The following is a 12,833-nucleotide window of genomic DNA, read 5'->3' as shown; positions in this document are numbered from 1 at the left end:
CCCAACACAGCAGTTGGGAATTTTAGCCATGAAAAATGATCAGATATTGATTCAGATTGGTATCACTCTGCGGTAGCATTGCCCTGCCGGCGGAGAACCTGCTGCCGGTATCAATGATTTATGCCACCGACTGTTTTTCGGTAATACCCGTGCGGGTATGCGGCAACAACACAGGAAATACAACAATGCGTAAAGCCGTAGTGGTTTTTAGTGGCGGCCAGGACTCCACCACCTGCCTGATCCAGGCCATGGCCCAGTTTGATGAAGTCCACTGTCTCACCTTCGATTATGGTCAGCGACACAAGCTGGAAATTGAAGTGGCCGAATCCATTTGCCGCGAACTGGGCGTCGCCGCCCATAAAGTCATGGATGTCGGTCTGCTCAATGAGCTGGCGATCAGTTCCCTGACCCGCGACAACATTCCCGTTTCCCATGAGCTGCAGGACAACGGCCTGCCGAACTCTTTTGTCCCGGGCCGCAACATTCTGTTTCTGACCCTGGCGGGCATTTATGCCTACCAGATCGGGGCTGATACCGTGATCACCGGCGTGTGTGAAACGGATTTCTCCGGCTACCCGGACTGCCGGGATGAATTCGTCAAGTCCCTGAACCAATCGCTGGTGCTGGGGATGGATCGCCCGCTCGACATCGCCACCCCGCTGATGTGGCTCAACAAAGCCGAAACCTGGGCGCTGGCCGATCAATGCGGCAAGCTGGACTTTGTTCGGGAGAAAACCCTAACTTGCTATAACGGCGTGATTGGTGACGGCTGCGGTGACTGTCCGTCGTGCGATTTGCGCCGCGCCGGCCTTGAAGATTACCTCAACAATCAAACTGAGATCATGGCCGCACTGGTTACCAAACAACAGCAAGCGAAGGCCTGAATATCCGGCCGTCGGATGATGCAGAAGCTATCGCGAAAGCCAAAAAAAACCGAAGCCTGGGCTTCGGTTTTTTGTTTTCTCTTCCAGCGGTTTCGCTTAATCGCGATACAGCTTGAAATCGTCCTGGCAGGCAACCAGTTGCTCACGGGTCATCATAAACACCCCGTGGCCGCCGTTTTCAAACTCGATCCAGGTGAATGGAATATGCGGATATTGCTCTTCCATATGGACCATGGAGTTGCCGACTTCGCAGATCAGCACGCCGTTTTCTTTCAGGTAATCCGGCGCGTTGGCCAGGATCCGGCGAACCAGTTTCAGGCCGTCGGTGCCCGCTGCCAGGCCCAGCTCCGGCTCATGGCGGAACTCATCTGGCAGGCTGTTCATATCTTCCTGATCCACATACGGTGGATTGGTGACAATCAGGTCATATTGATCTTTCGGCACATCACGCAGCAGATCCGAGCGCAGCGGGATCACCTGCTGCTCCAGACCGTGGTCGTGGATATTCTGCTCAGCCACGGCCAAGGCGTCGGTCGAGATATCGACGATATCCACTTCCGCTTCCGGGAACGCATGGGCGCAGGCAATACCGATACAGCCAGAGCCGGTGCACAGATCCATGATCCGGGTCGGTGGCTCGGCCAGGAACGGTTCGAACCCGTTTTCGATCAATTCCCCGATTGGCGAGCGCGGCACCAACACCCGCTCATCGACGAAAAATTCCATGCCGCAGAACCACGCCTTATTGGTCAGGTACGCGACCGGCGTCCGCTCATTGATCCGGCGGATCACCCGCTCAACAATGCGCAGGCGCTCGCTGCTGGTCAGGCGCGAAAAACGCACTTCTGACGGAATATCTAACGGCAGATACAAAGTCGGCAGCACCAGCTGCACCGCTTCATCCCACGCGTTATCGGTCCCGTGACCATAAAAAAGACCGGCAGCATTGAAACGGCTGACCGTCCAACGTAGCATGTCCTGCAATGTGTGAAGTTCGTTGACGGCTTCGTCGACAAAAATCTTATCCAAAATAGCCTCCGAATGACGCTACAATACCGCTATAGAGTTGTTGGAAATTCATTATGAGTAAAAAAGATCTGACCCTGGAAGATGACCTGGCACTCTTTCAGGATGCGGTAAAAGGCGTAAAAAAGTTGTCGCATGATACCATAATCGCGCCGCGCCGACAGAGCACGAAGGCTAATCGTCCCAAAGTGTCAGAAAAAGAATCCCTGAACCACGAGTTTTACTTTTCCGACGAGTTCGAACCCCACCTGGATGAGCACGGACCAACCCAGTACGCCCGGACCGGGGTGTCGAAATATGAAGTGAAAAAACTGCGCCGTGGCGTGTACGTCCCGGATATGTATCTGGATATGCACGGGATGACCCAGCGGGAAGCCAAACGCGAGTTGGCAGCGATGATCGCGGCTTGTATCAAAGAAAATGTTGCCTGTGCCTGTGTGATGCACGGGATCGGCAAACACATCCTGAAACAAAAAGCGCCGCAATGGCTGGCCCAGCATCCGGATGTGATGGCATTTCACCAGGCACCGCTGGAATTTGGCGGCGACGGTGCCCTGCTGGTGTTAATTGAGATTCCTGAGCGCTAATGTGGCGTTGCCGAAGAGGCGATCCCCGCACGCATGCAGTTCGCCTCCTTTGCTTTTACCTTTATACTTTCACTGCCAACAGCTACAGCTACAGCTACAGCGGCTATAGCGCCGGTCCCAGAATTAGTAGACGTATTTCGCCAACGCGCCGACGTTGATCACCCGGCCATCGACAATCAGGGTCACTTCCCCGCTGTCACAAATCTGCATCCGGGTTTTGACTGCCCCTTCACTGTAATAGTGCTCACAGTTACCATTACGGGCACTGTCAATCCGGGAGAAAATCGTGACGCCTCCCGCTCCGAACAAGCTTGGCGGAACCGCAAAAGTCAGCGTACTGCCCGATGCCGAAATATGCATTTCTTCACGCATCCCGTTCGCCCACTTGATGGCGCCATTGGCATTAATCTGAGGTGATCTTGGCCCCTGCACGCAACCGGCCAGCAGCACAGTCCCGAGTAGTGCGAGTATTATTCCTTTCATAACAATAACTTTATCAATTCTTGTTCGGTAAATAAGGGTGGCATTCAACCACGCGGCAACTCCGCAGCAACATCAGCGACATACTGTTCGCTATGCCAGCGTCCGCTGCTCTGGTTATATCGGCAGCCTGCCGGGCTTCCTTAACCCCGGATCACGTTTTTTTACAATTTATCCTTCCGGATTGGCCTGCCACAAAAACTCCGCCGCTTCCGTATCCGGCTGATAATCAATCGCCGCAATCGCGGAAGTCCGGAACATCGGTGACGGCAAACCCGGCACCAGCTCAGAGGCCAGATAACCGACCAGGGGTAAATGCGACACAATCAGCACAGTTTCTGGCCGCTCGATCGCAATCATCGCTTTCAGGTAAGTCGCGACATCTTCCGCACCGCCATATGGGGTGATTTCCTCGACCGTCATCAGTTTTTCCGGGGTTGGCAGGTGTTGCGCCATCGCCTGCCAGGTCTGCTGCGCCCGCAGGTACGGACTCACCCAAACCAGATCCAACCCGCCAGACAGCTGGCTGGCCAGTTGCAGCGCCATTTGCTCAGAATGCTGCTGACCGTGTCCGGTTAACGGTCGTTCCGCATCCGTCGGAGCAAACGTCTGCGCTTCACCATGACGCATAATATAAATTCGCATATCGCCTATCCAGTCCCGTTTACGCTCTACCCATCCAGACCGCTGCTATTGCGGTCTCTTACGCAAAAGCTGTTCTTGGTTCACTAAAACGCTTTTTAAATTGCGAAGCACTTATTTTTCACAAAGCATTTATTGATACGTCAAAGCAGCCACTTTGGCACAAAAGATGCCACACAAACGCAGCAACTAATCGCTGCCCATTGGCGCGGGGGTAAACCGGATCACATTCACAGTTAATCGTGCCGCTATGCTAGCAAGTCCTATCGGTGCTGGATAGCCATACTGCTGTTTCAGTTGCCGAAGCGTGACCGACCAGACGACCTGCCCCAAAGATGGGGTCCCGGCCCGGTCAAATCTCCCGCCGTCGGCAGCTGGCTCGTCCCTGCGGACTGATTTGCCAGCCTCGGTAATGGGCGTCATAATTAGCTTAATTTACAAAAAAATAGGCGCTCCTCGTGCATATCAGCCCCAACGATCTCAAGCAGTACCGCTACCTGACTCTCGATAACCAGCTCAAGGTGCTTCTGGTACATGATGCGGACGCTCCCCGCTCCGCTGCCGCGTTGTCTGTCAACGTCGGGCACTTTGATGATCCGGTTGACCGTCAGGGCATGGCCCATTTTCTCGAGCACATGCTGTTTCTGGGCACAGAAAAATATCCCAAGGTCGGCGAGTTCCAGACCTTCATCAACCGCAGCGGCGGCAGCAACAACGCCTGGACCGGGACCGAGAATACGACCTACTTTTTTGAAGTCACCCCGCCGACCTTTGAAGAAGGTCTGGATCGCTTCGGCCAGTTTTTTACCGCCCCGCTGTTCAACGCCGAAGCGCTGGACAAAGAGCGCCAGGCCGTTGATTCCGAATACAAACTAAAAATCAAAGACGATGTCCGCCGCTTGTATCAGGTGCATAAGGAAACCATCAATCCGGCCCACCCGTTTGCCAAATTTTCCGTCGGCGATCTCAGCACCCTGGAAGATCGCGAAGGCCGCTCGATCCGCGATGAGCTGCTCAATTTTTACCGCACCCATTACTCCGCCGAGCTGATGTGCCTGGTCCTGCTGGGGCCGCAATCACTGGATCAGCTTGAAGGCTATGCCCGGACCTATTTTCACCAGGTGCCGAATACCGGCGTGGCCAAACCGGCCATTGAAGAGCCGCTGCTGACCGCCCATGAAAGCGGCAAACTCATTACCATTGAACCGATCAAGGAAGTGCGCAAGCTCACCCTGTCGTTCACCATGCCCTCGGTTGAGCACTATTACCGGCAAAAACCCCTGTCCTATATTGCCCACCTGCTGGGGAACGAAGGCAGCGGCAGCCTGATGTCGGTGCTGAAAAGCCGTGGCCTAATCAATACGCTGGCCGCCGGAGGGGGGGTCAGCGGCAGTAACTTCCGTGAATTTACCGTCAGCCTCAATCTGACCCCGAAAGGGCTGGAGCAGCTCGACGAGATTGTCGCGACCGTGTTCCAGACGATTGCGCTGATCAAGCGCGAAGGGCTGGATGCCTGGCGCTACGAAGAAAAGCGCTCGGTGCTGGAAATGGCGTTTCGCTACCAGGAAAAAAGCCGCCCGCTCGATACCGTCAGCTATCTGGTCATGAACCTATTCCACTATGCACCGGAAGATGTAATTTACGGCGACTACATGATGGCCGGCTACGACGAGCCGCTGATCCGCAAGTTGCTCAACTATTTCACCCCGGACAACATGCGCCTGGTGCTGGTCGCCCAGGGGCAGGAATATAACCGGGTTGCCCAGTGGTACCACACGCCGTACGCCGTCAAACCCTTCAGCGACGCGCAACTCCGCCGCTGGCAGCAACCGGGCGATGAGCCGGCGCTGAAGCTGCCCGAGCGCAACCCGTACCTCTGCGAGCAACTCGATCCACTCCCGCTGACGCCGCAAGCCGAGCTACCGCCGCAATTGATCCAGGATTTGCCCGGTTTCCGCCTGTGGTATAAACAGGAGCATGAATTCCGGGTGCCCAAGGGCGTGGTCTATGTGGCGATCGACAGCCCGCATGCCGTCAGCTCACCGCGCAATATCGTCAAAACCCGGGTGTGCGTCGAAATGCTGCTCGAAGCGATCAACGAATCTGCCTATCCGGCAGAAATTGCCGGCATGTCCTATAACCTGTATGCCCACCAGGGCGGGGTCACCCTGCAACTGTCCGGGTTCAGCGAGAAACAGCCGCTGCTGATGCAACTGCTGCTGGATCGCTTTGCCAATCGTACTTTCGATCCGGATCGCTTTGACAACATCAAGGCCCAGATGCTGCGTAACTGGCGCAATGCAGCCGAAGACAAACCGATCTCCCAGCTGTTTAACCAGCTGACCGGCCTGTTGCAGCCAAACAACCCGCCGTTTCCGGTCCTCCTGGAAGCGCTCGAATCCCTGAGCGTGGACGAGCTGCCCGAGTTTGTTGATGCCATGTTTGCCGAGTTGCACATCGACACCTTCGTCTACGGCAACTGGCGTCAGGAGGACGCTCTGGCGCTGGCTGAAATTCTCAAAGACGCCTTCCGGGTCACGGATCAACTGTACGGGGAATCCCAGCGGCCACTGGTTCACCTGGGCAAATCCGGTACGCTGCGTCACGAAGTGAATTGTAATCATGCCGACTCGGCCATCTTGATGTATTACCAGTCACGCAAACCGACACCACGTAAAATTGCCATCTATACCCTGGCCAACCATTTGATGTCGTCCACCTTCTTCCATGAATTACGGACCCGGCAGCAACTGGGGTATATGGTCGGAACAGCCAACCTGCCGCTGAACCGCCATCCGGGGCTGATCCTCTATATCCAGTCTCCGGTCGCCTCGCCGGCGCAGCTCTCCGAAGCCATTGATGAATTCACCAATGCCTTTGCCCTGGTGCTGCTGGAGCTTAACGAAGCCCAGTGGCAGGCCAGCAAACAGGGGCTGTTGGCGCAAATCACCGAGCCGGACACCAACCTGCGTGCCCGGGCCCAGCGTTTCTGGGTCAGCATCGGCAACAAGGATGAGCAGTTTAACCAGCGCCAGAAAGTCGCCGAAGCGCTGCGCGATCTGACCCGGGCTGATATGGTGCGCTTTGTGGTCGATATCATCAAACCGCGCACCGCCAACCGGCTGATCATGCACTGCCAGGGCCAGGCGCACAGCAACTTAGATCCGCTGATGATCGGCGAGCCGCTTGCATCGGTCAGTGAGTTCCAGAAAAAAGCCCGCTGAGCGGGCTGAATCCCCGTCTGACACATGCTTTGGACCACGTTGAGCAATCACAATCATCCGGCACACGTTCTATGAGGGAGTGCCACGGCTTCAATCCAAGAAAAGGCCTTTTGTGCGAAAACAAGATAAGAAAACAGACAACCAGCTCAGAGCCGTACTGACCAATGTATGCGACGCCGCTCTGAACACCTGCGACGGCTTTCTGTGGCTGACCCATGTGGTGAACTACGCCAATTTTCCGGACAGCTTAAAAATCGTGTGCGTGTTCGAGACCAATGCGCAGCTCGCCAACTTCACATCGGGTACACATCAGGCGCAGCTGAATACGCTCATTCAGAACCAACTCGGTTCGATGGGGATCCGCCTCAAGTCGATCGCCCGGCATGTCATTTATGACAGTGAAGAGAATTGCGACCGGCAGCACCAGGGCAACTGGGCCAAACGACTTCAGTAACACACGCAAGGTTGGAGAAAACCCCTGGCCTTCAGCACTGTCCAGAACATAAAAAAACGGCCTGCATGTGCAGGCCGTTTGATTGAGGTTACTGAAGGACAAAAGCCTTCATCATCAAAACGTTAGTCATAGAAACGCTGGTTTTCGCTAGCCATGGCGACCAGCTTGTCGCACGGCTTGAAGCGCTGACCATATTTATTGGTGTATTCATTGAGTAGCTCGACCACCCGGGCTGCGCCGAGCTGATCCATGTAGCGGAACGGACCGCCCAGGAACGGCGGGAACCCGATGCCGAAAATCGCTCCGATATCGCCGTCGCGTGGTGAGCGGATCACCCCTTCGTCAAGACAGCGGGCAGCTTCATTGAGCATCATCAGCGTACAGCGCATCGCGATCGTCTTCGCGTCGGCTTTTTTCTCCGGCTGCACATTCAGCAGTTTATACACGCTCTTATCGACCGACTTCTTCTTGCTGTTATACAGGTAGAAGCCCTTGCCGCTCTTGCGCCCTTTGCGGCCATCGTTAAGCAGCGTCTCAAACACGTCCGGCCCCTGGAAACGGTCGCCCAGCTCATTGACCAGGATCGGCATAATTTTCGCGCCGATATCCACACCGACTTCATCCAGCAGGGTGATCGGGCCGACCGGGAAGCCGAAGTCGAGCAGCGCTGTATCCAGGTGTTCAATCGGCTCACCGCCCAACAGCACATTGGCCGCTTCATTCATATAAGGCGCCAGGATCCGGTTGACGTAGAACCCGGCTTTATCGCCGACCACAATCGGAGTCTTGCCCTGCTTCTTCGCCAGCGCAACGACAGTCGCCACTGTCTCCGGCGAAGTCCCGGCATGGGGGATCACTTCCACCAGCGGCATTTTCTCGACCGGGCTGAAGTAATGCAACCCAACCACCTGCGCCGGACGCTCAGCCGCTTCTGCGATCTGATGGATCGGCAATGAGGACGTATTGGTGGCAAAAATGGTCTCCGGTTTGGCGTGCTGCTCAATCTCACGCACCATCTGGTGCTTGAGGTTCAGATCTTCAAACACCGCTTCGACCACCACATCAACCTGGTTAAAACCGGTGTGATCCGTGCCGCCGGTGATCGACAGCATCTGCTTTTGCAAATCCGCCTTGCTGATGATGCGGCGTTTGCGCTTTTTATCCAGCAGCTTGTAATTGTAAGCCATGGCATTGAGCAGGCCGTCGTTGGCAATATCCTTGATCCGCACCGGATAGCCGGCCTTCACCGCCGTCACATGGCTGATCCCGCCGCCCATCAGGCCGCCGCCCAGCACGCCGACGCGGCTGATAGTCCCCGGCTCAGCCTCGGAACCGGTCTCTTTTTTCATCGCCGTGGTGGCAAAAAAGATGCTGCGCAGGGCCGCCGATTCCGGCGACATCACCAGCTCGCCGAAGCGCTTGGCTTCCAGGCGTAGGCCTTTGTCCAGTCCCGATTGCAGGCCGTACTTGATCACTTCCAGAATGGCATCGGCCGCCGGATAATTGCCGCGGGTCTTCTGGCGGGTTTTCTTCGCCGCCTGATCAAACACCAGCGAGCGGCCCAGCGCATTGCCGCCCAGCGCCCACTCCTGGAAGGTATGCTTGCGTTTCGGTTTCGGCTTCAGCGCTTGCTTTTCAGCAATGTCGAGCAAAATGCTCAGCGGCACGGATTCATCCACCACGCCGAGCTTTTTCGCTTTCTTGGCGCGCAGCTGCTTGCCGGTCAGGATCATATCCAACGCATTGGCGACGCCAATCAAACGCGGCAGGCGTTGAGTACCGCCCGAGCCCGGCAACAGGCCCAACAGGACTTCTGGCAAGCCCAGACGGGTCTTGTCATCATCTGAGCACACCCGGCTGTGACAGGCCAACGCCAGCTCCAGACCACCGCCCAGACACGGGCCGTGGATTGCCGCAACTACGTGAAACGGCAGCGACTCCAGGGCGTCAAACAGCTCCTGTCCTTGGGTGGCCAGCTGCTCAGCTTCTTCGGCCGTGGTACAGGCGTCCAGCATGCGAATATCGGCCCCGGCAATAAAGTTATCCGGCTTGCCTGAATAGACCACCAGGCCCTTGACGTCGGTCTTGGTTTTCAGCTCAGCCAGCACTTCGGAGACCTGCTCAACAAAGGCGGACTGCAGCGTATTCATTTTCTCTTCCGGCACATCGACCTTCAGCCAGGCCACGCCGTTGTCAGCATAAGATAAAGAAAATGCGGATGCGTGTTCGGTCATTATTCTGCCTCCAGGATCATTGCAGCGCCCAGGCCCCCTGCGGCACAAGCGGTGTTCAGCGCAAAACCGCCACCACGGCGTTGCAGCTCACGTAAGGTTTGGGTGATCATGCGCGCGCCGGTGGCCGCAAACGGGTGACCATAGGCAATCGAGCCACCGAGGACATTGAACTTGTCCATATCAATCTCACCGATGGCCTGGCTGCGGCCCAGCTTTTCTTCAGCAAATTTCTTCGAGCCGAACATCTTCACGTTGGCCAGGGTCTGCGCCGCAAAGGCTTCGTGCATATCGATCAGGGTCAGATCCGACAGGCTCAGGCCCGCGCGATCCAGCGCCAGCGGCGTGGCGTACGATGGTCCCATCAGCATGTCCTGCTCGACGCCAATCGCAGCAAACGCATAAGAGCGAATGTAACCGAGCGGCTTGAGGCCCAGCTCTTTGGCCCGGCCTTCGCGCATCAGCAGAATCACCGCTGCGCCGTCGGTCAGCGGGGTGGCGTTCGCGGCCGTCACGGAGCCGAACTTGCGGTCAAACGCCGGACGCAACTTGGCATAGGATTCCAGGCTGGAGTCTTCCCGAATATTGTTGTCTTTGTCGATCCACTGGCGGTACGGCTCCGGGAATGCGGTGATCACTTCATCGCGGATCAGGCCGTCGTTCCAGGCTTGGGCTGCCAGGGTGTGCGAGCGGTGTGCCAGCGCGTCCTGCTCCTGACGGGTGATGCCGTGGGTCTTGGCCATTTGCTCGGCCGTTTGTCCCATGCTCAGGCCCGTCGAGTATTCCGCAACCGCAGGTGGTACCGGCATCAGATCTTTCATGCTCAGCTTGCTGAGCAACTTGAGGCGCTTGCCCATGGTTTTCGCTTTGCTCAGCGCCAGCAACGTCGCTGCCAGCTGCTTGGACACCCCAATCGGCAAGACGGAAGAGGAATCTGCCCCCCCGGCAATCCCGATATCAATCGTCCCGGAGATGATGCTTTCCGCGACGTTGGCGGCCGCCTGAAAACTGGTAGCACAGGCCCGGGTCACGCTGTAGGCATCGGTGCCGATATTCATCCCGGTGCCCAGCACGATTTCCCGGGCAATGTTCGGCGCTTCCGGCATTTGCACCACCTGGCCAAAGACCACCTGCTCAATCAGTTTCGGGTCAAAATCCATTTGTTGCAGCATTTCATTGACGACCATTTTCCCCATATCCAGGGCTGGGACGCCATTAAAAGCCGTGGCCTGGCGGGCGAACGGGGTCCGTAATCCGCTGACAACGGCGATGCGCTCACCCTGACGTATGGTGAGATTCTGGAGACGTGTCATCGCTACTCCTTTTGATGATTTCAGGGGCACCCAAGGTGCATATACTAGAGGTCAGACCACAATGATTGTAATCAAGTTGTTATTAATTTCAAACAATCGTTTTAGGTTTTGTGGTCAAGGCAGGAATTCGGCAGCAGATAAAAAAAAACCATACCGGTGTGGTATGGTTATCAATAGTCGGAAATTCATCCGGCTAAGGTATAAGTCAATTAACGTAAAGCCAATTGCAAATCAGGCAAAACCTGATAGGAGAAAGTAAAGTCAGCCTTCAAAAGGAAGTTGTCATCTTGCTCAACAGACAGTAATCATCAACTTCAGACCCAGACAAAAGCCGGAACTGTAATCCATGCTTACTCTCAGATGACGTGAACTACTATAACTTTCCTGTGTCGATACAATTTGAACCAGATCAATTTTAGGGCTGATAATCGGATGATTCCTGATCACACGTATCACGAGAAGAACCATGCACACCCGTGACATTTTTGGATAGGCATACCTATGATGAAGCAATTTTTCCGAAAGAAAAAAGCGGATGCCTCGGTCTCTGTAGACATGAATAAACAAAGACGCTATGAAGCCCTGGTCAGAGCCTGGCATCGGGACTTATATCGCTACGCCTACTGGTTGTGCCATGATCCCCACATCGCGGAAGATCTGGTGCAGGAGACCTGTTTGCGCGCCTGGCGATCACTCGACAGCCTGCACGATGATAAAGCCGCGAAGTCCTGGCTGATCACGATTTTGCGCCGTGAAAACGCCAGACGATTCGAACGCAAACAACTGGACTTGGTTGATATTGATGATTACGCCATCGCAGACACCAAGCATCAGGGGGGCGACCTCGATGCCGAGCAACAACTCCTGCACCGGGAGATCATGAAGCTGGCACCCGAGTACCGCGAGCCATTGGTGCTGCAGGTGATGGCGGGATTCAGCGGCGATGAGATCGCCGAGATCCTCGACCTCAATCGCAACACCGTGATGACGCGCTTGTTTCGCGCCAGGAACCAGTTAAAAGAGCAAATTGAAAAATTATCCGAACGGAGGGGTCAACACAATGGACGATCTTGAATTCCGTCGTCGTCTCCTGGCCGATCCGAATGACAACAGCCAGGAAATGCTTGCAGCCAAGAATGCTTCGCCAGCCAATCGCCAACTTGCGGATGAATTGCTGCAGTTAGATGCCAAACTCGACCAACTCCTTAAAGTCGATGTCCCGGACGATCTGGCCGATCGGATCCTGTTCCACCAGTCCGGCCAACCGGAAAATAACCGCAGCAAGATACGCTTTCATTTAGCGATTGCCGCCTCGATTGCCTTTGTGTTTGGTTTGTTTCTCGGCCAGTTTCATCAGCAATGGTTACCGGGCAGTGCCCAGGGCGCCGATGTCATCGCCCAAATTGCACTGGAGCATATCTACAATGAGGCCCCGTTTGTCGACCATGTCGACGAATCCGTGTCCCTGCAACAGGTCAATGCTAAACTCACCCCGTTTGGCGCTGAGCTGACCGAGCTCGGGGCGCATGTCTATTATGTCAATCACTGCGGTTTCGGCGGTAAAAATGCCCTGCATATGGTCATGGCCGGCCAAGGGGGCAAAGTGACGGTGTTTGTCGTGCCGGAAAAAAGCCCGGCGGTCTCTGCGTTTAACGACAACCAATTGCAAGGGGTCGTGATGCCCCTTCAAGAAACCAGCCTGATCGTGGTCGGCAGCAAAGGACAAGACGTGATGCCGATTGCCAAACGGTTAAAAACTGACCTACAGCAAAAAATCTAACAAATTCGGTAACATTTTGGGCGAAAACCGGCGACGATCGCTGCCGGTTTTCGTCATATCCAAACAAGTCCTTATAGATCAACTGGTTAATTCTAAGCCTTTCTCATTCTATTCGCTTCCGGGGGCATTTCCGCATGCATAATGCCTTGGATGTGCCTGAATTTTATCTGATTCTTAAACTGGTCTGATTTGCTCCCTCAAGCTGCCCCCCT

11 protein-coding genes are annotated in these 12,833 nt (G+C 55.4%); 6 read left to right on the top strand and 5 right to left on the bottom strand.

All coding sequences use genetic code 11. The features are described 5' to 3' along the window. Positions 1-185: 185 nt before the first annotated feature. Positions 186-884 (top strand): 7-cyano-7-deazaguanine synthase QueC, encoded by a 699-nt coding sequence (gene queC, locus NH461_RS04270; protein WP_261602024.1) that lies wholly within the window; start codon positions 186-188, stop codon positions 882-884. A 96-nt stretch (positions 885-980) separates the two neighbouring features. Here queC and prmB read toward each other — a convergent pair whose 3' ends face one another. Then, a complete protein-coding gene (prmB, locus tag NH461_RS04265) occupies positions 981-1,913 on the bottom strand; it encodes a 50S ribosomal protein L3 N(5)-glutamine methyltransferase (RefSeq protein WP_261602023.1) in 933 nt (310 codons plus the stop codon). A 53-nt stretch (positions 1,914-1,966) separates the two neighbouring features. On the opposite strand from prmB, the gene smrB reads away from it, so the two are divergent. Beyond that, positions 1,967-2,497 (top strand): endonuclease SmrB, encoded by a 531-nt coding sequence (gene smrB / locus NH461_RS04260; protein WP_261602022.1) that lies wholly within the window; start codon positions 1,967-1,969, stop codon positions 2,495-2,497. A gap of 123 nt (positions 2,498-2,620) precedes the next feature. On the opposite strand, the gene NH461_RS04255 is transcribed toward smrB, so the two are convergent. Both NH461_RS04255 and sixA read right to left on the bottom strand, forming a co-directional pair. Continuing rightward, positions 2,621-2,980, bottom strand: a complete 360-nt coding sequence (locus tag NH461_RS04255; RefSeq protein WP_261602021.1) for a hypothetical protein — start codon at positions 2,978-2,980, stop codon at positions 2,621-2,623. A 168-nt stretch (positions 2,981-3,148) separates the two neighbouring features. After that, positions 3,149-3,622: a phosphohistidine phosphatase SixA gene (gene sixA, locus NH461_RS04250; protein ID WP_261602020.1), complete on the bottom strand. Its 474-nt coding sequence runs from the start codon at positions 3,620-3,622 to the stop codon at positions 3,149-3,151. A gap of 455 nt (positions 3,623-4,077) precedes the next feature. On the opposite strand from sixA, the gene NH461_RS04245 reads away from it, so the two are divergent. Further along, positions 4,078-6,843, top strand: a complete 2,766-nt coding sequence (locus NH461_RS04245; protein ID WP_261602019.1) for an insulinase family protein — start codon at positions 4,078-4,080, stop codon at positions 6,841-6,843. Between the two features lie 112 nt (positions 6,844-6,955). Further along, a complete protein-coding gene (locus NH461_RS04240; RefSeq protein WP_261602018.1) occupies positions 6,956-7,297 on the top strand; it encodes a Fis family transcriptional regulator in 342 nt (113 codons plus the stop codon). Between the two features lie 122 nt (positions 7,298-7,419). Here NH461_RS04240 and fadJ read toward each other — a convergent pair whose 3' ends face one another. Both fadJ and fadI read right to left on the bottom strand, forming a co-directional pair. Next, positions 7,420-9,531, bottom strand: a complete 2,112-nt coding sequence (gene fadJ / locus NH461_RS04235; protein WP_261602017.1) for a fatty acid oxidation complex subunit alpha FadJ — start codon at positions 9,529-9,531, stop codon at positions 7,420-7,422. Further along, entirely contained in the window at positions 9,531-10,841 is a 1,311-nt protein-coding gene (fadI, locus tag NH461_RS04230; RefSeq protein WP_261602016.1) for an acetyl-CoA C-acyltransferase FadI, read from the bottom strand. The genes fadJ and fadI overlap by 1 nt, the downstream gene beginning before the upstream one ends. Positions 10,842-11,342: 501 nt before the next feature. Between fadI and NH461_RS04225 the strand changes: the two genes are divergently transcribed. Together NH461_RS04225 and NH461_RS04220 are read left to right on the top strand one after the other, a co-directional pair. Then, positions 11,343-11,915: a sigma-70 family RNA polymerase sigma factor gene (locus NH461_RS04225; protein WP_261602015.1), complete on the top strand. Its 573-nt coding sequence runs from the start codon at positions 11,343-11,345 to the stop codon at positions 11,913-11,915. Then, positions 11,902-12,621: a DUF3379 domain-containing protein gene (locus NH461_RS04220; RefSeq protein ID WP_261602014.1), complete on the top strand. Its 720-nt coding sequence runs from the start codon at positions 11,902-11,904 to the stop codon at positions 12,619-12,621. The genes NH461_RS04225 and NH461_RS04220 overlap by 14 nt, the downstream gene beginning before the upstream one ends. Positions 12,622-12,833 lie beyond the last annotated feature (212 nt).

The sequence above is a fragment of the Photobacterium sp. TY1-4 genome (assembly GCF_025398175.1).
Lineage (GTDB): Bacteria > Pseudomonadota > Gammaproteobacteria > Enterobacterales > Vibrionaceae > Photobacterium.
The sequence above is the reverse complement of the archived record's forward strand: the minus strand, read 5'-3'. Positions and strand labels throughout refer to the sequence as shown.

Coding starts and splice junctions, on each gene's coding strand:
- queC (WP_261602024.1), top strand. CDS start 186: ATGCGTAAAGCCGTAGTGGTTTTTAGTGGCGGCCAGGACTCCACCACC.
- smrB (WP_261602022.1), top strand. CDS start 1,967: ATGAGTAAAAAAGATCTGACCCTGGAAGATGACCTGGCACTCTTTCAG.
- NH461_RS04255 (WP_261602021.1), bottom strand. CDS start 2,980: ATGAAAGGAATAATACTCGCACTACTCGGGACTGTGCTGCTGGCCGGT.
- sixA (WP_261602020.1), bottom strand. CDS start 3,622: ATGCGAATTTATATTATGCGTCATGGTGAAGCGCAGACGTTTGCTCCG.
- fadJ (WP_261602017.1), bottom strand. CDS start 9,531: ATGACCGAACACGCATCCGCATTTTCTTTATCTTATGCTGACAACGGC.
- fadI (WP_261602016.1), bottom strand. CDS start 10,841: ATGACACGTCTCCAGAATCTCACCATACGTCAGGGTGAGCGCATCGCC.
- NH461_RS04225 (WP_261602015.1), top strand. CDS start 11,343: ATGATGAAGCAATTTTTCCGAAAGAAAAAAGCGGATGCCTCGGTCTCT.
- NH461_RS04220 (WP_261602014.1), top strand. CDS start 11,902: ATGGACGATCTTGAATTCCGTCGTCGTCTCCTGGCCGATCCGAATGAC.